Origin of the sequence: Bacillus sp. FSL R5-0523, assembly GCF_037975295.1 — a bacterium.
Lineage (GTDB): Bacteria > Bacillota > Bacilli > Bacillales > Bacillaceae > Bacillus > Bacillus subtilis.
The window spans coordinates 3,442,418-3,465,507 of record NZ_CP150251.1 but is presented as its reverse complement, the minus strand read 5'-3'; the positions used below and the strand labels follow the sequence as shown (position 1 = coordinate 3,465,507).

The window sequence follows — 23,090 nt, the reverse complement described above, 5'->3', positions numbered from 1 at the left end:
GTAATTTGGAGGATGACACATGGCGATCCAAAATCCTTATACAGCCTATCAGCAAAATTCAGTGAATACGGCTACACCCGGTGAACTGACGCTTATGCTGTATAATGGCTGTTTGAAATTTATAAGACTTGCCTCTCAGGCCATCGAGAATGATGATATGGAACGTAAAAATGAGAATCTGATTAAAGCGCAAAATATTATTCAGGAATTAAATTTTACACTTAACCGTAACATAGAGCTTTCCGCTTCCATGGGTGCGATGTACGATTATATGTATCGAAGATTGGTACAGGCAAATATCAAAAATGATACGGGCATGCTGGCTGAGGTTGAAGGCTATGTAACAGATTTTCGCGATGCTTGGAAACAGGCCATTCAAAGTGAGCGGAAGGACCGGCACGGATCAGGCGGGATCGCATGAATAACATAGATCAACTATACACTGAGACGAAGAGTATGCTGTCACACATACAAAATACGCCGGAAAGCGATGAGCTTTTAAAACAAATTGAAGACTTTGTGGCTAAACGGTCTGAACTGATTCAGGAGATATCTCTGCCGCTTTCAGAAGAAGAGCGAAAGCAGATGAAGCTTGTGCTGACATGGGATCAGCTTATTGTGAAGGAAATGGAACGACTGAAGCAGTCAATCGCAGCAGAACTTCAGCAGATGAAAAGAAAACGTGTGATGCATACCACGTATTTAAATCCTTATAACAACATTACGATTGACGGCACATATTATGACAAGCGTAAATAGGTGAGTGCCTTGAAGAGCATTGAAGATTATACGCTTTTATCAGCTTATTATCATCTTCTTTTTACCATTGAAGAAGGGTTGTGTTATTTGATAGAGGCTGAAGAGAATTTATCAAAAACAGAAGGGGATCGGATCTACCAAGATCTGATCCAAGCCTTTTTTTATTTGGATTCAACACATTCAACACTTCTCTTCATTATGGATTCACGGTGTGCTGAAATTTGTGTGAAAGCATTTGACCAAATTTTTGCGGAGTTTGATCAATTGGTCTCTTTCTCTTTTCCCTCTCATGAGTTCAGTGAGTATTTAAAGGAACATTTTCTGATTCATTATAGAAAATGGATGCTGTCTATTCATCAATGTATGGAACCCTTTTTAATCAATTAGGCGTGTGCGAGGTATTTGTTTCGTTCAATCAGCATATACATATACCTCCGAACCGCCAATAACAGAGCAAATACAAACAAAATTCGACAAAGTTCACTGAATTTTCACAAAAGATTTATGTTTCAGCAGGAATTGTAAAGGGTAAAAGAGAAATAGATACATATCCTTAATAAAAGGGAGGCGTTCTTTGATGAACTATAACATCAGAGGAGAAAATATTGAAGTGACACCCGCGTTAAAGGATCATGTCGAGAGGAAGATCGGCAAGCTGGAGCGCTATTTTGACCATAGTGTGGATGCCGATGTGAACGTCAACTTGAAGTTTTACAATGACAAGGAGTCTAAGGTTGAGGTTACGATTCCGATGACAGATCTGGCGCTTCGGTCCGAGGTGCATAACGAGGATATGTACAACGCAATTGATCTCGCAACAAACAAACTGGAACGTCAAATCCGTAAGCATAAAACGAAAGTAAACCGTAAATTCCGTGAGCAGGGCTCTCCAAAATATTTATTGGCAAACGGCCTTGGCTCTGATACAGATATTGCGGTTCAGGATGACATAGAAGAGGAGGAGAGCTTGGACATTGTCCGTCAGAAACGCTTTAATTTAAAGCCGATGGATAGTGAAGAAGCGATCTTGCAAATGAATATGCTTGGCCATAATTTCTTTGTTTTCACAAATGCGGAAACAAACCTTACAAATGTCGTGTACCGCAGAAATGACGGGAAATATGGCTTAATTGAACCGACTGAATAATGAAGAGAAGCCTTCCGTGATGTCCGCGGAAGGTTTTTGTTTTTCTTATTTGCAAATTCTTTGGAAATAACAAAAGGTATGATATGATAATGAGAGGTATACATGGACTAGTAAATTATTTATACATGCCTTTAAAATAGGCATGTGATGATAGAGGAGCGTTATAAATGCTTGGAATTTTAAATAAAATGTTTGATCCAACAAAACGTACGCTGAATAGATACGAAAAAATTGCTAACGATATTGATGCGATTCGCGGAGACTATGAAAATCTCTCTGACGACGCGTTGAAACATAAAACAATTGAATTTAAAGAGCGCCTTGAAAAAGGGGCGACAACGGATGATCTTCTTGTTGAAGCTTTCGCTGTTGTTCGAGAAGCTTCACGCCGCGTAACAGGCATGTTTCCGTTTAAAGTCCAGCTCATGGGGGGCGTGGCGCTTCATGACGGAAATATCGCGGAAATGAAAACAGGGGAAGGGAAAACATTAACGTCTACTCTGCCTGTTTATTTAAATGCGTTAACAGGTAAAGGTGTACACATCGTGACTGTCAACGAATACTTGGCAAGCCGTGACGCTGAGCAAATGGGGAAAATTTTTGAGTTTCTCGGTTTGACTGTCGGCTTGAATTTAAACTCAATGTCAAAAGACGAAAAACGGGAAGCTTATGCCGCTGATATTACTTACTCCACAAACAATGAGCTTGGCTTCGACTATTTGCGTGACAATATGGTTCTTTATAAAGAGCAGATGGTTCAGCGCCCGCTTCATTTTGCGGTAATTGATGAAGTTGACTCTATTTTAATTGATGAAGCGAGAACACCGCTTATCATTTCTGGACAAGCTGCAAAATCCACTAAGCTGTACGTACAGGCAAATGCTTTTGTCCGTACGTTAAAAGCGGAGAAGGATTACACGTACGATATCAAAACAAAAGCTGTACAGCTTACTGAAGAAGGAATGACGAAGGCGGAAAAAGCGTTCGGCATCGATAACCTCTTTGATGTGAAGCATGTCGCGCTCAACCACCATATCAACCAGGCCTTAAAAGCTCACGTTGCGATGCAAAAGGACGTTGACTATGTAGTGGAAGACGGACAGGTTGTTATTGTTGATTCCTTCACGGGACGTCTGATGAAAGGCCGCCGCTACAGTGAGGGGCTTCACCAAGCGATTGAAGCAAAGGAAGGGCTTGAGATTCAAAACGAAAGCATGACCTTGGCGACGATTACGTTCCAAAACTACTTCCGAATGTACGAAAAACTTGCCGGTATGACGGGTACAGCTAAGACAGAGGAAGAAGAATTCCGCAACATCTACAACATGCAGGTTGTCACGATCCCTACCAACAGGCCTGTTGTCCGTGATGACCGCCCGGATTTAATTTACCGCACGATGGAAGGAAAGTTTAAGGCAGTTGCGGAGGATGTCGCACAGCGTTACATGACGGGACAGCCTGTTCTAGTCGGTACGGTTGCCGTTGAAACATCTGAATTGATTTCTAAGCTGCTTAAAAACAAAGGAATTCCGCATCAAGTGTTAAATGCCAAAAACCATGAACGTGAAGCGCAGATCATTGAAGAGGCCGGCCAAAAAGGCGCAGTTACGATTGCGACTAACATGGCGGGGCGCGGAACGGACATTAAGCTTGGCGAAGGTGTAAAAGAGCTTGGCGGGCTCGCTGTAGTCGGAACAGAACGACATGAATCACGCCGGATTGACAATCAGCTTCGAGGTCGTTCCGGACGTCAGGGAGACCCGGGGATTACTCAATTTTATCTTTCTATGGAAGATGAATTGATGCGCAGATTCGGAGCTGAGCGGACAATGGCGATGCTTGACCGCTTCGGCATGGACGACTCTACTCCAATCCAAAGCAAAATGGTATCTCGCGCGGTTGAATCGTCTCAAAAACGCGTCGAAGGCAATAACTTCGATTCGCGTAAACAGCTTCTGCAATATGATGATGTTCTCCGCCAGCAGCGTGAGGTCATTTATAAGCAGCGCTTTGAAGTCATTGACTCTGAAAACCTGCGTGAAATCGTTGAAAATATGATCAAGTCTTCTCTCGAACGCGCAATTGCAGCCTATACGCCAAGAGAAGAGCTTCCTGAGGAGTGGAAGCTTGACGGTCTAGTTGATCTTATCAACACAACTTATCTTGATGAAGGTGCACTTGAGAAGAGCGATATCTTCGGCAAAGAACCGGATGAAATGCTTGAGCTCATTATGGATCGCATCATCACAAAATATAATGAGAAGGAAGAGCAATTCGGCAAAGAGCAAATGCGCGAATTCGAAAAAGTTATCGTTCTTCGTGCCGTTGATTCTAAATGGATGGATCATATTGATGCGATGGATCAGCTCCGCCAAGGGATTCACCTTCGTGCTTACGCGCAGACGAACCCGCTTCGTGAGTATCAAATGGAAGGTTTTGCGATGTTTGAGCATATGATTGAATCAATTGAGGACGAAGTCGCAAAATTTGTGATGAAAGCTGAGATTGAAAACAATCTGGAGCGTGAAGAGGTTGTACAAGGCCAAACAACAGCTCACCAGCCGCAAGAAGGCGACGATAACAAAAAAGCAAAGAAAGCACCGGTTCGCAAAGTGGTTGATATCGGCCGAAATGCCCCATGCCACTGCGGAAGCGGGAAAAAATATAAAAATTGCTGCGGCCGTACTGAATAGTTCGCCCCGGCAAGTTTACTGACCGCGGCGCCTGCAGGCGCCTGCGGATCTTTTAATGAGGTGAATGAAATGGAATTATCAGAAATCAGAGCAGAGCTCGAAAATATGGCTTCTCGTTTAGCGGACTTTAGGGGGTCTCTTTGACCTCGAATCAAAGGAGGCCCGCATTGCTGAGCTAGATGAACAAATGGCTGATCCGGAATTCTGGAATGATCAGCAAAAAGCTCAAACGGTTATAAATGAAGCAAACGGTTTAAAGGATTATGTCAATTCGTATAAAAAATTGAATGAATCCCACGAAGAATTACAAATGACTCATGATCTTTTGAAAGAAGAGCCGGACACTGATCTCCAGCTTGAGCTTGAAAAAGAACTAAAATCATTAACAAAAGAGTTCAATGAGTTTGAGCTTCAGCTTCTTCTCAGCGAGCCGTATGATAAAAATAACGCGATTTTAGAACTGCACCCTGGTGCTGGCGGTACAGAGTCACAGGACTGGGGCTCTATGCTTCTTAGAATGTATACAAGATGGGGAGAGCGCCGCGGCTTTAAAGTAGAAACACTCGATTACCTTCCAGGTGACGAGGCTGGAATCAAGTCAGTGACATTGCTCATCAAAGGACACAACGCTTACGGGTATCTCAAAGCAGAAAAAGGTGTCCATCGTCTTGTGCGGATCTCACCATTTGACTCATCAGGCCGCCGCCACACATCTTTCGTTTCATGTGAAGTCATGCCTGAATTTAACGATGAAATTGATATTGATATTCGTACGGAGGATATTAAAGTTGACACGTACCGTGCAAGCGGCGCGGGCGGACAGCACGTCAATACGACGGATTCAGCTGTTCGGATTACTCACTTGCCGACGAACGTAGTTGTGACATGCCAAACGGAGCGCTCACAAATTAAAAACCGTGAAAGAGCCATGAAAATGCTGAAGGCCAAGCTGTATCAGCGCAGAATTGAAGAGCAGCAGGCAGAGCTGGATGAAATTCGCGGTGAACAAAAAGAAATCGGCTGGGGCAGCCAAATCCGTTCTTATGTATTCCATCCGTATTCCATGGTAAAAGATCATCGGACCAATACAGAAATGGGGAACGTTCAAGCTGTAATGGATGGTGACATTGATACGTTTATTGATGCCTACCTGCGTTCTAAGCTTTCATAAGCTGAAAAACACACCTGATGCATACGGGTGTGTTTTTTTAATTCCTTATATCCTTGATTTCACTGCTGCTTTAGCATATTACCACTGTATTTGGGTGTTATTTACATCTAATCAGGGAAGGATTAAAATGCTATCGGAGAGCATTGGAAGAAACGGAGGATATACGATGGACGTACGGAATAAAACATTGTGGATTTTGCGGGATTATGTATACATATTGTTAGGAGCAGCGATTACGGCCGTGTCCTTTAATGTATTTTTGCTTCCCAACAAGATTGCCGCCGGCGGTGTCAGCGGGATCAGTACGATTTTACAATCATATGGTTTTGAAGCAGCGTATGTACAGTGGATTATTAATATCCCTTTATTTATTGCTGGCGTCATTTTGCTCGGCGGGAAATTTGGGCTAAAGACGCTTGCAGGTTCTGTGTTTTTGCCGCTAGTGGTGTTTCTGACAAGGGATATTCAGCCCGCCACTCATCATGAACTCTTGGCGGCGATTTTTGGCGGTGTCGGGATAGGTATCGGAATTGGTATTGTGTACTTAGGGAAAGGGTCGACGGGAGGTACAGCCTTGGCTGCACAGATCATTCATAAGTACTCCGGTCTGTCATTGGGGAAGTGCCTCGCCATCATTGACGGAATGATTGTTGTTACGGCTATGATCGTATTTAATATTGAGCAAGGCTTATATGCCATGCTTGGCGTCTATGTGTCCAGCAAAACCATTGATGTTGTGCAAGTCGGCTTTAATCGTTCAAAAATGGCACTCATCATTACAAAGCAGGAGCAGGCTGTCAAGGAGGCTGTCTTACAGAAGATTGACAGAGGCGTGACAAAAATTTCTGCAGTCGGCGGATATACTGACGATGACCGTCCGATTTTAATGTGCGTGGTTGGGCAAACTGAATTCACCAAATTGAAACAAATCGTCAAACAGATTGATGAGTCTGCTTTTGTGATTGTAGCAGACGCGAGCGAGGTGCTGGGCGAGGGTTTCAAACGCGCTTAAACGAGGTTATAATATGGAAGAGATCGTAAAGGAGTTGTGCTTCTCAACATGAAATCAAAGTTATTAATACTAATGGTTGGATTTGCGCTTTCTGTTCTGTTGGCTGCCTGCGGATCAAACGATGCAAAAGAAGAGAAGACAGACACTGGCAACAAGACGGAAGCCACTGCATCTGAAGGGGAAGAATTATATCAGCAAAGCTGCGTAGGCTGCCACGGCAAGGATTTAGAAGGTGTGTCAGGGCCTAATCTCCAAGAGGTCGGAGGCAAATACGATGAACACAAAATTGAAAGCATTATTAAAAACGGCCGCGGCAATATGCCAAAGGGGCTTGTAGAGGATAACGAAGCCGCTGTTATTGCCAAATGGCTGTCAGAAAAAAAGTAAGATAAAAACATCCTTGCCGAGTGCCGGTAAGGATGTTTTTATGCCTTGACAATATGAATGAAAAGAAACTGTAATAGTATTATGTCTAAATTTGACGTATAATGAAGTGTATTGAAAAAGGGAACTTTCAGATTTTTCATCTTTTTACAAATGAATGGGTCATAAATTGTCGAATGCATTCGAAGAGTATGACCGTGTGATAGATAAAATGATATAAAAGATTAGGTGATTTCATGATAGAGATGAAGGAAGTATATAAAGCCTATCCGAACGGCGTAAAAGCGCTCAATGGGATTTCTGTTACCATTCATCCCGGCGAGTTTGTGTATGTTGTTGGTCCGAGCGGAGCGGGTAAATCTACTTTTATTAAAATGATTTACAGAGAAGAAAAACCGACAAAAGGGCAAATTTTAATCAATCATAAAGATCTCGCGACAATTAAAGAAAAAGAGATTCCTTTCGTGCGCCGCAAAATAGGCGTTGTCTTTCAGGATTTCAAGCTTCTTCCGAAACTTACTGTTTTTGAAAATGTGGCATTTGCCCTTGAAGTGATTGGAGAACAGCCGTCTGTCATTAAGAAACGGGTGCTTGAAGTGCTTGATCTCGTGCAGCTGAAGCATAAAGCGCGACAATTTCCTGACCAGCTTTCAGGCGGGGAGCAGCAGCGTGTATCTATTGCAAGATCAATTGTGAACAACCCTGATGTTGTCATTGCTGATGAACCGACAGGAAACCTTGATCCGGATACGTCTTGGGAAGTCATGAAGACGCTGGAGGAAATTAACAACCGCGGGACAACAGTCGTGATGGCGACACATAATAAAGAAATCGTAAACACCATGAAGAAACGTGTCATTGCAATCGAAGATGGTATCATTGTGCGTGATGAGTCAAGAGGGGAGTATGGTTCATATGATTAAAATTCTCGGGCGCCACTTGCGTGAGAGTTTTAAATCTCTCGGGAGAAACACATGGATGACATTTGCATCCATTAGTGCTGTAACCGTTACGCTGATTTTAGTCGGCGTGTTTTTAGTGATTATGCTGAATTTGAATAACATGGCCACGAATGCTGAAAAACAAGTTGAAATCAAAGTGCTGGTTGATCTGACTGCAGATCAGAAGGCACAGGACAAGCTTCAGAACGATATTAAGGAACTGAAGGGCATACAGAGTGTCACTTTTTCATCTAAAGAAAAAGAGCTTGACCAGCTGGTTGACAGTTTTGGTGACAGCGGAAAATCCCTGACAATGAAGGATCAGGAAAACCCGCTTAATGATGCGTTTGTCGTCAAAACGACAGATCCGCATGATACGCCGAACGTGGCGAAAAAGATCGAAAAAATGGATCATGTTTATAAAGTCACTTATGGAAAAGAAGAGGTCAGCCGTTTGTTTAAAGTGGTCGGCGTTTCCCGCAACATTGGAATCGCGTTAATTATCGGCCTGGTATTTACGGCGATGTTCTTAATTTCCAACACCATTAAAATTACAATTTTCGCAAGAAGAAAAGAAATTGAAATCATGAAGCTTGTCGGCGCGACAAACTGGTTTATTCGCTGGCCGTTTTTCCTTGAAGGATTGCTGCTAGGCGTATTCGGTTCTGTGATTCCGATTGCACTGGTGCTGAGCACTTACCAATACGTCATCGGATGGGTCGTTCCAAAGGTTCAAGGATCATTTGTCTCTCTTCTTCCTTATAATCCATTTGTATTCCAAGTTTCGCTAGTGCTGATTGCAATCGGCGCAGTAATTGGAGTATGGGGAAGTCTGACTTCCATCCGCAAGTTTTTGCGAGTATAAAGTGAAAAAGCCGTTCCGCTTTCGGGACGGCTTTTCATTTGCCTTCTTTTTCTTCTATGATTACATGAAATCTCCATCCTTTACATATACTATCTCTAGGTTTTGGTAAAGACAGTCTGGCATACAGGAGGAGTAAAGGATGAATCAAAAAATAATGGCTGTGATAGCAGCAGGGAGCATGCTGTTCGGAGGCGCTGGTGTATATGCGGGAATCAACCTGCTTGAGATGGATAAGCCCCAGACTGCAGCAGTTCCCGCGACGGCACAAGCTGACTCTGAACGGGATAAAGCTATGGACAAAATCGAAAAAGCGTATGAGTTAATTTCGAATGAGTACGTAGAAAAAGTAGATAGAGAAAAGCTGCTCGAGGGAGCCATCCAGGGAATGCTGTCTACGCTAAATGATCCTTATTCTGTTTACATGGACAAGCAGACAGCTAAGCAATTTTCTGATTCTCTTGATTCCTCATTTGAAGGCATCGGGGCTGAGGTTGGCATGGAAGACGGCAAAATTATTATTGTTTCCCCATTCAAGAAATCGCCAGCGGAAAAAGCCGGGTTGAAGCCTAATGATGAAATTATCAGCATCAATGGAGAATCGATGGCCGGCAAGGATTTAAACCACGCTGTGTTAAAAATAAGAGGAAAAAAAGGGTCCAGCGTTTCAATGAAGATTCAGCGGCCTGGAACGAAGAAGCAGCTGTCATTCCGGATCAAGAGAGCTGAGATTCCGCTCGAAACGGTTTTTGCATCAGAGAAAAAAGTACAGGGGCATTCTGTCGGATATATTGCCATCTCTACTTTTTCTGAGCACACCGCAGAGGATTTTGCAAAAGCGCTGAGGGAGCTTGAGAAAAAAGAAATAGAAGGACTTGTCATTGATGTACGCGGCAACCCGGGCGGATATCTTCAAAGTGTGGAAGAAATTCTTAAGCATTTCGTTACAAAGGATCAGCCGTATATTCAGATTGCTGAACGCAATGGGGATAAAAAACGTTATTTTTCAACATTGGCCCATAAAAAAGCGTACCCTGTCAATGTGATTACGGATAAAGGAAGTGCCTCTGCATCAGAAATTCTTGCCGGCGCATTAAAGGAAGCTGGCCATTATGATGTTGTAGGCGATACGTCTTTTGGAAAGGGAACGGTTCAACAGGCTGTGCCAATGGGGGACGGCAGCAACATCAAATTAACGCTTTACAAGTGGCTGACGCCAAATGGAAACTGGATTCATAAGAAAGGAATTGAACCGACCATTGCGATTAAGCAGCCCGATTATTTTTCCGCCGGGCCTTTACAGCTGAAAGAGCCGCTTAAAGTGGACATGAACAATGAAGACGTCAAGCATGCGCAGGTATTGTTAAAAGGTCTCAGCTTTGATCCGGGACGTGAGGATGGCTATTTCAGCAAAGACATGAAAAAAGCGGTTATGGCTTTTCAGGATCAAAACAAGCTGAATAAAACCGGTGTGATCGACACTCGCACTGCAGAGACATTAAATCAGCAGATAGAAAAGAAAAAATCAGATGAAAAAAATGATTTGCAGCTTCAAACAGCATTGAAATCATTATTTGTCAATTAAAGGAGATGGTATCCCATCTCCTGTTTCTTTGTGCTTAAAGAGATTATGGATCATAAGTCACATAAAAAACGAGTTTTTGACAAGAAATTAAAAAAATTTTCACAAATAAACATTTATAAAGGACTGTTATTACCCGATATCAATATATGAGAGAGACTTTCTAACGAGTTAATATGCATTTAAAATGAAACTTTTGCAAGTTGCCTAGTCTTTGTTTACTTCATACAATATAAGAAGGTTCTAAAAAGAACAGTAATCAGGTTAATGGCAGCTGAACGACAGGTATTTAAAGAGTAACGTTAGCGAGAATGCTTGTTAGCACTCCAGTACTGCTGCTTATACTGGCCCGTGCTTATCTGTATAAAGAAAATGGGGGTTCACAATTGAAGAGGGCAAGTATTGTGCGTGAAAAAAAATATTATGAATTAGTGGAACAATTAAAAGACAGAACACAAGACGTAACATTTTCAGCTACAAAAGCACTAAGTCTTCTTATGCTGTTCAGCAGATATTTGGTCAATTACACCAATGTCGAATCAGTAAATGACATTAATGAGGAATGCGCCAAACATTATTTTAACTACTTAATGAAAAACCATAAGCGATTAGGAATTAATCTGACAGATATAAAAAGGTCGATGCATCTAATCAGCGGGTTATTGGATGTGGATGTAAACCACTATTTAAAGGATTTTTCACTATCGAATGTCACGCTGTGGATGACGCAAGAGAGATAAACTCTCCTGAGGATATCCAAGCCATTTAATATTTGATAGAATATGAGTAACATGTTTGGCTTGAGGCGGTGAGAGATAGTGTCTGTTCAATGGGGAATTGAACTGTTAAAAAGCGCGGGTTTGTTCTTCTTACACCCGCTTTTCTGGTTTTTTATCATCATAACTCTGTCTTTCGGCTATGTAAGAATCAAACGGGAACGAAAAACCTTTCATACAAGAATAGCAGATATTTATGATGATCTGAAATTTACATATACAAAGGGACTGATTCCAGGTCTTCTTTTGTCAGTTATTTTAGGTGGACTCGGAATATCGATTCCTCTCGGTTTACTTGCGATTATTGCCGTTATCACTGCAGCGGCAGCGTTCACTCTTCGCGCAAACTGGATGTCTGCTGCATATATCGTCAGTGTGAGTATGCTGATAGGTTTTGGACTGCAAATATATCAGGCGGAGCCCTTTCTGGAGAGATTTCCGCAAGGATTTGCAGTTGTTTGGCCGGCTGTGGCTGTGTTTCTAGGTTTGTTGATTATCACTGAAGGAGCGGTTGCTTATCGTTCTGCGCATGTGAGAACATCACCGGCACTTGTCGTAAGCAGCCGCGGTTTGCCGATCGGACAGCAGCTGGCAAACCGGGTTTGGCTTTTGCCGCTGTTCCTTCTCGTGCCCGGTAATGGTTTAGAATCGCACCTTAGCTGGTGGCCCGTGTTTACTGTTCCCGGCGGCTCATTCCATTTTCTATGGATTCCTTACTTTGTCGGATTTGGACAAAGGGTACAGGGATCGCTACCTGAAACGAGTATAAGGATCACAGCGAAACGCGTTTGTATTCTCGGTCTTGCCGTCGCAGTTCTCGGTGCAGCGAGCTTACTGTGGACGCCGCTTGCGGGGGCAGCGGTCTGTACTGCTTTGTTAGGGCGCATTTTTCTGTCTATAAAGCAAAGAGTGAATGATAACGCGGCTCCGTTTTATTTCTCGAAAAGGGATCAGGGCTTAATGGTGCTTGGGATTATCCCCAATACGCCGGCTGAGGATCTGGAATTGAAAATCGGGGAAATCATAACGAAAGTCAATGGCATACCGGTTAAGAACGTTTCTGATTTCTATGAAGCGCTTCAGCATAATCGTGCATATGTGAAGCTTGAAATTATCGGTTTGAATGGAGAAATTCGTTTTGACCAGCGAGCTTCTTATGAAGGAGAACATCATGAATTGGGCATCCTCTTCGTAAAGGATGACCGTGAAGACGAAGCAGTCGCTTCTGGATCATAAAAGGCAGCCCGGCACCGCAGGAAGATGCGATGCCGGGCTGTTTTGTGTTACGCTGAGTTTTTTTCTATCCGTGCCGTTTCATCAGATTTGATGCCCAATGAAACAAAAACGCCGATGATGGATACAGCAAAGAGAATCATAAATAGGGTGTGATATCCCGAAATCAGGCCAATTAAGGCTGATGAAATGATGCTTCCGAAATAACGGAAGGTCGAGAAAATCCCGGATGCCACTCCTGACATACCGGGGTCTACTGTGGCTAGGGATGAAACCTGCATGCTGGTCAGACCGACTCCGGAAGCGAGCCCGCCAAGGATAAGAGAGAGCATGAGGAACAAGACAGAATGCGAGCTGCTTAACAGCAAAAATAATAGATTCGCACCAGCCATCATGGCAAATGAAAGAAAAATGATTTTTTTTGCTCCCCATTTGTGATGGAGCTGCGCGCCCACCCAGTTGCTGGCTGACATGAAGATCGAAAATACAGAAAGCGCCATCCCGCTGTTAGACGTATTAAGCCCAAATTGGTTCGTCATAAATAACGGCATAATCAATAAGACGGCATACATCATCAAATTGCTTAATAAGACTGATAGATTCGCATTTGTAAAGGTTGAGCTTTTAAACAGTGCAAAGTCAATGATAGGGTGCTTGGTACGTTTTTCTCTTCTGAAAAAAAGCGGAACAAAAAGAAGTATCAATACACTGTATACCGCATATCCCCATGGAGCCTCATTTTTCGTCAGCAGGATAATGGAAACGATGCTGCCTGCAAGCAAGAGAGAGCCGATGATATCCAGCGGCGCGTCAGATTTATTTTCTTTATATTGAGGAAACATCGTTAATGCCGTAAATAAAGCAATAGCGAGGAACGGGATGTTGACCCAAAAAATCGAATGCCAGCTGAAGCTGTCAATCAGTATAGAGCCGATAAAAGGCCCGAGTGCTGCACCAAGTCCCGCGCCCAGTCCGAAAAATCCAAACACTTTCGGTAGGCGTTTTTCAGAAACAACATGCCGGATAATGGCAATGCTGTTTGGCGTAAGCAATGCCCCGCCGACAGCCTGCAATGCCCGAAAGACAATTAACAGGAGCAGACTCGGTGAAAGGGCGCAGCCTAGAGATGCGATTAGAAAAAGGCCGACTCCCCATAAGTACATTGTTTTATTGCCGTACATGTCACCGAGCTTTCCTGCAATCGGCTGTGTGACTGCCATCACGATTAAATAAACGGTAACCACCCAAGTGATGCTTGCGATGGACTCGTTATACGTATGGGAAATAGATGAGAGCGCGACCGCGATCATCGTTGAATTAATGGGAGCCAGAATGGCCCCCAATAATAGCGAGACGATCAGCGCCCATTCTTTTCTTGAGCTCATTGGGATCCTCCTTTTTATTATGCCAAGGAGTTAATCAGCAGAAATTCCTTTGACAAATAGAGCTGTGCTGTGCTCCAGCATTTTTTCCTGGGGCATTGATATGACCCGGTCTCCTAAGTGGAGACGGTGAATGAAATAACCGAAGATAATCGACATGAACACGTCGGCATGCTCCGCTTCATTTCCTGTCTGAATAACCCCTTTCTCACCCATTGTTTTGAGATAATCAACCAATAGCTGTTTCATAGATTGGGGATAGTCAGTGACGTGGTTAATGACATCCTGAAACATGGCCGGTTCACGAAAGCTGATTTTAATGATATCTTTTCTATGTTCGAGTTCCTCCAAGAGACAGGTTCCGATATGAAGCAGGTCTTTGTACAAATCCCCTTCTGTTTGTTCCAAAATGCTGCCTCTGTTTGAAGAATGCTGAGAAAGCAAAGCCTCAACTAGTCCTTGTTTGTTTTTAAAGTTCCTGAAAATCGTCGCTTCACTTACATTTGCTTTTTCTGCAATTTCTTTTGTAGTTGTTGCGCGATATCCTTTTTTGACGAGCAGCTGCATGGCAGCGTCAAGGATTCTCTTGTTTGTCGGTCTCAATACGTTTCACCTCACGAGTATACTGGCAGGACAAGTATACACCCGCCCCGCTTGTATAAGAAAGAGGGGGACGCATCAGGACCGGCTGACAACTGTGATTTTGCCGCTGCTTCCGTCAACAGTGATGATGTCACCGTCTCGCAGTCTTTCGGTTGCCGTGCGTGTGCCGAGAACGGCTGGAATGCCGTATTCACGGGCAATAATCGCAGCGTGAGACAAAATGCCGCCTGTGTCTGTAATAATCGCTTTGGCGTCTTGAAACAGGCTGGTCCATAGCGGTGTGGTCATCTTGCAAACGAGTACGTCCCCAGGCGCGAATTGAGAAAATTCATTGGCGTCCCGAATGATTTTCACCGGACCTGTCGCAATGCCGCTTGATGCCGCAATGCCAAAAATATGATTCTCTGTGTTTTTTTCATCCTCTATCACAGCGCCGACAATTTCTTCAGCTGCTTTGAGCTGTTCTTTTGTCGGGGTGCCGAGGTAGGCCGGGGCTTGGGCCAGCTCATACTCATGAAAAATCTGTCTGCGTTTTTCAGCCTTTTCTTGCAGGGATACAGGGCGAAGAAGTGCTTGTTCCACTTCGTCGTCATATAAGAACCAAAGGTCCTCACGATCTTGAATGACACCGTTTTCCGCCAGCAATTCACCTATCTTCAGCAGAAAGATTCTCGCCTTGGCATCCAGCATGGCGTCAATATAAAAGTGGTGATCATCTTTTATATTTGCAGCGTTCAGTGTCCATTGATAATAGCGGTCAAATTCGGTGCGCAAACCGGGATCTTCTATGTTTTCCAAGAATTCATTGTATAATTTCTCTCGTTTTTCTTTCGTTTTCTGAAATTCATTGTCAAAATGATAGCCATTACGGACATAATTTTGAATATTGGCCAGAGCGAAATACGGATTTTCCACCCAGATTTGTTCAATCAGATCATGACTTTTAACAGATCTCCATCCGTATTCTTGCAAGAATTCATGAACGTTCTTCAGGAAGTGTCTCCCCTCATCTGTTTGTTCCAATTTCTCCTGGAGCTGTTCAGGCTTGTTGTTTTCAAAAATGGTCAGAAGGTTCGGGTTCTCCTGAACTTCCACAGAAAATAGCCATAAGCAACGGTCCGTTTCCAGTGATTTGTTCATTTTTCCTGTCAGCATCTCGTAAAAATGAGCGTTTTCGGACTCTCCTTGAATGTCCTGATACATCGCTTGCAGTTTGTTTGTTAAAAGGATTTGCGGGAAAACGATATTGAAGTGCTCTTCATAAGCCGTGAGATAAAAGGCCTTTAGTTTTTGAAAAGCATCCAGTGCGCTTTCTGCGGTATGCTCAGTTTGTGCGAGCTGGTCCAGTGTCCGGTAAAAAGGGAGGTATGTGTGATTGATGATGTCATACATATGCTCCGATAAAATCGGGAAAAGCTCTTTGCCGCAGTCTTCAGAAGGAGACTGCTGTCCGCCTTGGTTTTTGGAATAAATATGTCCGCGATAAAGTTTTACTTCATCAACAACTACACCAATCGGAAACTTTTGCATGCTCTTCTTCAAGCCATATTCCAATGCCGGCACGATGAAGGATGAAAATAACGGACTCACCGGGCCTTCAATATTAGACTCCATGTTAAGCCAGAAATCATTCATATCAGTGTCGGTAATCATGAAGCTGCGTTTTTCTTCTGCCGCCTTTTTGTCCTGATCAATGGTTGTAATCGGGCGAGCTTGCAGAAGGTATATTTGATGATCAGCAATTCCAAATTCTATATCGACAGGATATCCGTACAGGTCTTCGGTTTTTTTTGTGATTTCAGCCAATTCAATCACTTGTTCATCTGTAAGGCAAAAACGGCTGCGCATGTCTTCATTCGTTTCTTTTTCAGCAATTCCTTCTGCCGCAGACTCCATGTAGATTTCCTTTGCACCTATTTCTTTCTGAATCTCAAACGAAGATTTATTAACAATGAACGTGTCTGGGGTAACACTTCCTGAAACAACAGCTTCACCCAACCCGTAGCTGGCGCTGATTAAAAGCTCTCTATCATCATGGGTAACAGGGTTGCGGCTGAAGATAACACCTGACATTTCTGAATCGATCAGCCCCTGAACGACTATTCCCATTAACGGCTCTGCGATTTGATTGTTCATTTTTTTCTTATAGCTGCTGACCCGCCCAGAAAAAAATGAGGCCCAGCATTCTTTCACTTTAGCCAGAAACTCTTCCTCTGTTTTGATATTTAAGTAGGTTTCGTATTGACCCGCGAATGAGGCGCCTTCTAAATCTTCCGAGGCAGACGAAGAACGCACGGCTACGGATCGATATGATTCTCTAAGCTGATAAAAGGAACTAGTCAGCTCATCTTTCAGCTCAACCGAAAATGTTCCGGAAATGATCCCGCTTTCGACGTTTTCACTAGTCTCTTGAAGCTGGTTGTCCTCCATAAAACGTGCGAGCGCATTCGTTTGAATAATAAACCCGTCCGGAACAGGAAGACCGTGTTTGGTCAATTTAATCAAATTCATTCCTTTTGCTCCAGCCAGCTGGCTGGACTCTTCTGCCTGGCGAAATAAAACAGAATACATATTTGAAACCCCTCTTTTCTTCATTCATTTTGTTTTTCTCTCTAGTCTTTTTATTGCGGAGCCTGTGTTTAAAAAAATGATAGTAAACACTATCATTCAATTGTAGGTTTTCAGGAAAATGCTGTCAAACGCAGAAAGTCCTAAATAAAATGAATAGTTAAGTTGGTTATATTATCCTGAAAAATGCGGCCGTACTGGTACTGTATGCCTATTTTCTCTTATTCTCGGAATCTGGCGGCGGACTTGATGATGTAATAAAAAAAGTGCCGCTGATTAGAACAGCGGCACCATGGAATAAGTTTTGACCGGCACCAAAATGCAAATATGGTGATTGATTTTGGCTGAAAAGGGGTATGGTGTAGTAGAGGGAGCGAATGCACGATTGTCCGATTCTTCATTTTTTACTATAATCAGATCAGATGAAGAATCCCTGAGGAGGGTTTTTGTTGATTACAAAAGCCGTTTTTGCATTGTTTTTCCCTTTTATGCTTGTTGTTCTATTTACTAGAGTCACCTTTAATCATTATGTGGCGATCGCTTTAACAGCTGCATTGCTGTTTGCCTCTTATTTAAAAGGCTATACAGAAACGTATTTTATTGTAGGATTGGATGTTGTGTCTCTTGTGGCTGGCGGACTGTACATGGCCAAAAAAGCTGCAGAGAAAAAAGAAGAATAAATCGGACATAATGAATATAAAGACTGAATACCTGCTTTTACGATTTAAAAGCAGGTTTTTTATACACAAAAACAGCTGGAAATAAAAAACCACCGAACTTTAGTTCGTATTTTTAGTGATTTTGCTTTCCATTGTGTTACTATATCTATAGGAAGATTTCGTTAAAGAAACGGAGGCTTATTTTTGTGAAAGATCGCTTTGAGTTAGTCTCGAAATATCAGCCCCAGGGAGATCAGCCGAAAGCCATTGAAAAGCTTGTAAAAGGAATTCAGGAGGGCAAGAAGCATCAGACTCTGCTGGGTGCGACAGGAACTGGGAAAACATTTACGGTGTCTAATTTGATTAAAGAAGTCAATAAGCCGACTCTCGTGATTGCCCATAACAAAACCCTTGCTGGACAGCTTTACAGTGAGTTCAAGGAATTTTTTCCGAACAATGCTGTCGAGTATTTTGTCAGCTACTATGATTATTATCAGCCGGAGGCGTATGTGCCTCAAACGGATACATTTATAGAGAAAGACGCTAGTATTAATGATGAAATTGATAAACTGAGACACTCCGCCACATCAGCTTTGTTTGAGCGCAGAGATGTCATTATTATTGCGAGTGTGTCTTGTATATATGGCCTCGGTTCGCCTGAGGAATACCGGGAAATGGTCGTGTCACTGCGGACTGAAATGGAAATTGAGCGCAACGAGCTGCTCAGAAAACTTGTAGACATCCAATATGCCCGCAACGATATCGACTTTCAGCGCGGTACATTTCGTGTGCGCGGGGATGTAGTGGAAATCTTTCCGGCATCCCGTGATGAGCATTGTATCAGAGTTGAATTTTTCGGTGACGAAATCGAACGGATTCGGGAAGTGGATGCGCTGACAGGAGAAATTCTCGGCGACCGAGATCATGTTGCGATTTTCCCGGCTTCCCACTTCGTAACGCGGGCCGAGAAAATGGAGAAGGCGATTCAAAATATCGAGAAGGAGCTTGAGGAGCAGCTAAAGGTCATGCATGAAAACGGAAAGCTCCTTGAAGCGCAGCGTTTAGAGCAGCGGACAAGATATGATCTTGAAATGATGCGTGAAATGGGTTTCTGCTCCGGCATCGAGAACTATTCAAGACATTTGACGCTGCGGCCTCCAGGTTCAACGCCGTATACGCTTCTTGATTATTTCCCAGACGATTTTATGATCGTGGTGGATGAGTCGCATGTGACAATTCCCCAGGTGCGCGGCATGTTTAACGGAGACCAGGCGCGGAAACAGGTGCTCGTGGATCACGGCTTCCGGCTTCCATCAGCGCTTGATAACCGACCGCTTCGTTTTGAGGAATTTGAAAAGCATATGCACAATATCGTGTATGTATCAGCAACACCAGGGCCGTACGAGATTGAACATACAGATGAAATGGTCGAACAGATCATTCGTCCGACGGGGCTTCTTGACCCGCTTATTGACGTCCGTCCAATCGAAGGTCAGATTGACGACTTGATCGGCGAAATTCAAGCAAGAATCGAGCGAAATGAACGGGTGCTTGTGACAACTTTGACGAAGAAGATGTCAGAGGATCTGACCGATTATTTAAAGGAAATCGGCATTAAAGTAAACTATCTGCATTCTGAGATCAAGACGCTTGAACGGATTGAAATTATCCGCGACCTGCGCCTTGGCAAGTACGATGTGCTTGTCGGCATCAACCTACTGAGGGAAGGTTTGGACATTCCCGAAGTATCCCTTGTTGCGATTTTGGATGCGGATAAGGAAGGTTTCCTTCGTTCGGAGCGGTCGCTGATCCAGACCATCGGACGGGCAGCGAGAAATGCGGAAGGCCGCGTCATTATGTACGCCGATAAAATAACGAAGTCTATGGAAATTGCGATTAATGAAACAAAACGCCGCCGCGAGCAGCAGGAGCGGTTTAACGAAGAGCACGGCATTACGCCGAAAACGATAAATAAAGAAATTCGCGATGTCATTCGTGCCACAGTAGCAGCTGAGGATAAAGCGGAATACAAAGCAAAAGCCGCGCCGAAGCTGTCGAAAATGACGAAGAAAGAACGCCAGAAAGTCGTTGAACAGATGGAGCATGAAATGAAGGAAGCCGCCAAGGCGCTTGACTTTGAAAGAGCAGCGGAGCTTCGCGATTTACTTTTAGAGCTAAAAGCGGAAGGATGATGAACAAATGGCTATGGATCGGATAGAGGTGAAGGGAGCCAGGGCGCATAACCTGAAAAATATAGATGTAACGATTCCGAGAGATCAGCTAGTCGTTGTCACGGGTTTGTCCGGATCAGGTAAATCCTCCCTTGCCTTTGACACGATATATGCTGAAGGACAGAGACGGTATGTCGAGTCGCTGTCTGCTTATGCCCGCCAGTTTTTAGGGCAAATGGATAAGCCTGATGTGGATGCAATTGAGGGGCTCTCTCCCGCCATCAGCATTGATCAGAAAACAACGAGCCGCAATCCGAGGTCTACTGTCGGTACGGTAACTGAGATTTATGATTATCTGCGTCTTTTATATGCGAGAGTAGGGAAGCCTCATTGTCCGGAGCACGGAATTGAGATTACATCCCAGACCATCGAGCAAATGGTGGACAGAATTCTGGAATACCCGGAACGGACGAAGCTTCAGGTGCTGGCGCCGATTGTCTCGGGCCGAAAAGGCGCTCATGTCAAAGTGCTTGAACAGATTAGAAAACAAGGCTATGTCAGAGTCAGAATTGACGGCGAGATGGCTGAGCTTTCCGACGATATCGAATTAGAAAAGAACAAGAAGCATTCCATTGAGGTAGTCATTGACCGGATTGTCGTGAAAGAAGGCGTGGCAGCCCGGCTGTCTGATTCATTGGAAACGGCGCTCCGTTTAGGTGAAGGACGGGTTATGATCGATGTCATCGGTGAGGAAGAGCTGATGTTCAGCGAGCATCATGCCTGTCCGCACTGCGGATTTTCAATTGGTGAGCTTGAGCCGCGTCTGTTTTCGTTTAACAGTCCGTTCGGGGCGTGTCCGACGTGTGACGGTCTCGGAATGAAGCTTGAAGTGGATGCCGATCTTGTCATCCCCAATCAAGATTTGTCATTGAAGGAGAACGCGGTCGCCCCTTGGACACCGATCAGCTCACAATATTATCCTCAGCTGCTTGAGGCAGTCTGCACCCACTACGGGATTGATATGGATGTGCCGGTCAAAGATTTGCCGAAGCATCAACTGGATAAAGTGCTGTACGGCAGCGGAGATGACCTGATTTATTTCCGATATGAAAATGATTTTGGACAAATCCGCGAAGGTGAAATTCAATTTGAAGGCGTATTGCGCAACATTGAAAGACGCTATAAGGAGACAGGCTCCGATTTCATACGTGAGCAAATGGAGCAGTATATGTCTCAGAAGTCTTGTCCGACGTGCAAAGGCTATCGGTTAAAGAAAGAGGCGCTTGCCGTACTGATTGACGGCCGCCACATTGGAAAAATTACCGAGCTGTCTGTCGCCGACGCACTTGCCTTCTTTAAAGACCTTACCCTTTCTGAGAAGGATATGCAGATCGCCAATTTGATTTTGCGCGAAATTGTGGAGCGCTTAAGCTTTCTGGACAAAGTCGGCCTCGATTACCTGACATTGAGCAGGGCAGCGGGTACATTGTCCGGGGGAGAGGCGCAGCGCATCAGGCTGGCGACTCAAATTGGCTCGCGTTTATCCGGTGTGCTTTATATTTTAGATGAGCCGTCTATCGGTCTGCATCAGCGTGATAACGACCGCTTGATCAGCGCTCTGAAAAATATGAGAGACCTCGGGAACACGCTGATTGTTGTCGAACATGATGAGGACACGATGATGGCAGCAGATTATTTAATAGACATTGGACCGGGAGCCGGCATTCACGGCGGACAGGTGACATCTGCGGGTACGCCGGAAGAAGTGATGGAAGATCCAAACTCATTAACGGGCAGCTATTTATCAGGGAAAAAGTTTATCCCATTGCCTCCTGAAAGAAGAAAGCCGGACGGACGTTACATTGAAATTAAAGGTGCTTCAGAAAACAACCTGAAAAAAGTGAATGCCAAGTTCCCGCTTGGGACGTTTACAGCAGTTACAGGTGTTTCTGGTTCAGGAAAGAGTACACTCGTTAATGAAATTTTGCATAAGGCGCTGGCGCAAAAGCTTCATAAAGCGAAAGCGAAGCCCGGCAGCCATAAAGAGATTAAAGGTTTGGATCACTTAGACAAAGTCATTGACATTGACCAGGCGCCAATCGGAAGAACGCCGAGATCCAACCCTGCGACATACACCGGTGTATTTGATGACATTCGTGATGTATTCGCGCAGACAAATGAAGCGAAGGTCCGCGGTTATAAAAAAGGCCGTTTCAGCTTCAACGTGAAGGGCGGACGATGTGAAGCCTGCCGCGGCGACGGGATTATTAAAATTGAAATGCACTTCCTTCCTGACGTATACGTTCCATGCGAGGTGTGTCACGGCAAACGCTATAACCGTGAAACGCTTGAAGTGACGTACAAAGGAAAAAGCATCTCTGATGTGCTTGATATGACGGTTGAAGATGCTCTTTCTTTCTTTGAAAATATCCCGAAAATCAAACGCAAGCTCCAAACCCTTTATGATGTTGGTTTAGGTTATATTACGCTCGGCCAGCCGGCGACGACCTTGTCAGGCGGAGAAGCGCAGCGCGTGAAGCTCGCATCAGAGCTGCACAAACGCTCGACCGGACGCACGCTCTACATTTTAGATGAGCCGACGACAGGTTTGCATGTCGACGATATCGCCAGGCTTCTTGTCGTGCTGCAACGGTTGGTAGACAACGGAGACACTGTACTGGTTATTGAGCACAATCTTGATATCATTAAGACGGCCGATTACATTGTGGATTTGGGCCCGGAAGGCGGAGCCGGGGGCGGAACCATTGTCGCGTCAGGAACGCCTGAGGAAATCACTGAAGTGGAAGAATCGTATACAGGCCGTTATTTGAAGCCTGTTATCGAACGTGACAAAACACGCATGAAATCGCTCTTGAAAGCGAAAGAAACAGCTACATCTTAAAACCCTCTGTTAAGAGGGGGCAGCTTGTCAGCAAGTCCATCCTTGGGCTTAGCAGGCAAGCTTTTTCTTTACGGCATAATAGGTTTAGATTCGTCTTTGGTAAAATTTCTTTGGGAAAACGCCTAAACATTTACAAATTGCTGTCGATATATGAATTGAAAGGCGGATGATGATTTCCAAATTAAGCAGACAAACCCTATTAAGGGGCTTAAAGGCATCCTTAAGCAATAACTGAATCTACATAG

The 23,090-nt window shown here is 44.1% G+C and carries 19 protein-coding genes; 16 read left to right on the top strand and 3 right to left on the bottom strand.

Annotation, left to right across the window (positions count from 1 at the left end; genetic code table 11):
• Positions 1-19 precede the first annotated feature (19 nt).
• The 13 genes from fliS (at position 20) to minJ (ending at position 12,563) form a co-directional block, all read left to right on the top strand.
• Positions 20-421, top strand: a complete 402-nt coding sequence (gene fliS, locus NYE53_RS17760; RefSeq protein WP_014481041.1) for a flagellar export chaperone FliS — start codon at positions 20-22, stop codon at positions 419-421.
• Positions 418-759, top strand: coding sequence for a flagella biosynthesis regulatory protein FliT (fliT, locus tag NYE53_RS17755; protein WP_014481040.1), 342 nt, complete (start codon positions 418-420; stop codon positions 757-759). The genes fliS and fliT overlap by 4 nt, the downstream gene beginning before the upstream one ends.
• A 9-nt stretch (positions 760-768) precedes the next feature.
• Positions 769-1,146 carry a hypothetical protein gene (locus NYE53_RS17750; protein WP_024571529.1) on the top strand — a complete coding sequence of 126 codons (378 nt, stop codon included), beginning with the start codon at positions 769-771 and terminating at the stop codon, positions 1,144-1,146.
• A 190-nt stretch (positions 1,147-1,336) separates the two neighbouring features.
• Positions 1,337-1,906, top strand: a complete 570-nt coding sequence (hpf, locus tag NYE53_RS17745) for a ribosome hibernation promotion factor (protein WP_003228031.1) — start codon at positions 1,337-1,339, stop codon at positions 1,904-1,906.
• Between the two features lie 167 nt (positions 1,907-2,073).
• The gene (secA, locus tag NYE53_RS17740; RefSeq protein ID WP_024571530.1) at positions 2,074-4,599 is read left to right on the top strand and encodes a preprotein translocase subunit SecA; all 2,526 of its coding nucleotides are present in this window, start codon (positions 2,074-2,076) and stop codon (positions 4,597-4,599) included.
• A 69-nt stretch (positions 4,600-4,668) separates the two neighbouring features.
• Positions 4,669-5,770 (top strand): peptide chain release factor 2 gene (gene prfB / locus NYE53_RS17735; RefSeq protein WP_010886623.1). Its coding sequence is split into 2 segments (ribosomal slippage): positions 4,669-4,740 and positions 4,742-5,770, totalling 1,101 coding nucleotides; the frame shifts between segments, so codons are not numbered across the junction.
• A gap of 166 nt (positions 5,771-5,936) precedes the next feature.
• Positions 5,937-6,782, top strand: a complete 846-nt coding sequence (locus NYE53_RS17730; protein WP_015483762.1) for a YitT family protein — start codon at positions 5,937-5,939, stop codon at positions 6,780-6,782.
• A 48-nt stretch (positions 6,783-6,830) separates the two neighbouring features.
• The gene (gene cccB / locus NYE53_RS17725) at positions 6,831-7,169 is read left to right on the top strand and encodes a cytochrome c551 (RefSeq protein WP_339245991.1); all 339 of its coding nucleotides are present in this window, start codon (positions 6,831-6,833) and stop codon (positions 7,167-7,169) included.
• A gap of 233 nt (positions 7,170-7,402) precedes the next feature.
• Complete coding sequence (gene ftsE / locus NYE53_RS17720) at positions 7,403-8,089, top strand: cell division ATP-binding protein FtsE (RefSeq protein ID WP_003228039.1); 687 nt, start codon at positions 7,403-7,405, stop codon at positions 8,087-8,089.
• Positions 8,082-8,972, top strand: a complete 891-nt coding sequence (gene ftsX / locus NYE53_RS17715; RefSeq protein ID WP_015251119.1) for a permease-like cell division protein FtsX — start codon at positions 8,082-8,084, stop codon at positions 8,970-8,972. Before ftsE ends, ftsX begins: the two co-directional genes overlap by 8 nt.
• Before the next feature lie 139 nt (positions 8,973-9,111).
• Positions 9,112-10,554 (top strand): carboxy-terminal processing protease CtpB, encoded by a 1,443-nt coding sequence (gene ctpB / locus NYE53_RS17710; RefSeq protein WP_339245989.1) that lies wholly within the window; start codon positions 9,112-9,114, stop codon positions 10,552-10,554.
• 383 nt (positions 10,555-10,937) lie between these two features.
• On the top strand, positions 10,938-11,291 hold the full coding sequence (swrA, locus tag NYE53_RS17705; RefSeq protein WP_015251121.1) for a swarming motility protein SwrAA: 354 nt from the start codon (positions 10,938-10,940) through the stop codon (positions 11,289-11,291).
• A 78-nt stretch (positions 11,292-11,369) separates the two neighbouring features.
• Positions 11,370-12,563 (top strand): cell division topological determinant MinJ, encoded by a 1,194-nt coding sequence (minJ, locus tag NYE53_RS17700; RefSeq protein WP_339245986.1) that lies wholly within the window; start codon positions 11,370-11,372, stop codon positions 12,561-12,563.
• Positions 12,564-12,610: 47 nt separating this feature from the next.
• Here the strand turns inward: minJ and NYE53_RS17695 are convergent, their stop codons facing one another.
• The 3 genes from NYE53_RS17695 to NYE53_RS17685 all read right to left on the bottom strand — a co-directional run bounded on the left by NYE53_RS17695 (position 12,611) and on the right by NYE53_RS17685 (position 17,116).
• Entirely contained in the window at positions 12,611-13,945 is a 1,335-nt protein-coding gene (locus NYE53_RS17695) for an MFS transporter (protein ID WP_134991776.1), read from the bottom strand.
• 30 nt (positions 13,946-13,975) lie between these two features.
• Positions 13,976-14,545 (bottom strand): TetR/AcrR family transcriptional regulator, encoded by a 570-nt coding sequence (locus NYE53_RS17690; RefSeq protein ID WP_339245982.1) that lies wholly within the window; start codon positions 14,543-14,545, stop codon positions 13,976-13,978.
• Positions 14,546-14,620: 75 nt separating this feature from the next.
• A complete protein-coding gene (locus NYE53_RS17685; RefSeq protein WP_339245980.1) occupies positions 14,621-17,116 on the bottom strand; it encodes a PEP/pyruvate-binding domain-containing protein in 2,496 nt (831 codons plus the stop codon).
• A 446-nt stretch (positions 17,117-17,562) separates the two neighbouring features.
• Here NYE53_RS17685 and NYE53_RS17680 point away from each other — a divergent pair, with 446 nt between their 5' ends.
• The 3 genes from NYE53_RS17680 to uvrA all read left to right on the top strand — a co-directional run bounded on the left by NYE53_RS17680 (position 17,563) and on the right by uvrA (position 22,845).
• Positions 17,563-17,793, top strand: a complete 231-nt coding sequence (locus tag NYE53_RS17680) for a CsbA family protein (RefSeq protein WP_003228053.1) — start codon at positions 17,563-17,565, stop codon at positions 17,791-17,793.
• Positions 17,794-17,978: 185 nt separating this feature from the next.
• Positions 17,979-19,964 carry an excinuclease ABC subunit UvrB gene (uvrB, locus tag NYE53_RS17675; RefSeq protein ID WP_339245977.1) on the top strand — a complete coding sequence of 662 codons (1,986 nt, stop codon included), beginning with the start codon at positions 17,979-17,981 and terminating at the stop codon, positions 19,962-19,964.
• 7 nt (positions 19,965-19,971) lie between these two features.
• Positions 19,972-22,845: an excinuclease ABC subunit UvrA gene (uvrA, locus tag NYE53_RS17670; protein ID WP_014478114.1), complete on the top strand. Its 2,874-nt coding sequence runs from the start codon at positions 19,972-19,974 to the stop codon at positions 22,843-22,845.
• The last annotated feature ends 245 nt before the right edge of the window (positions 22,846-23,090 follow it).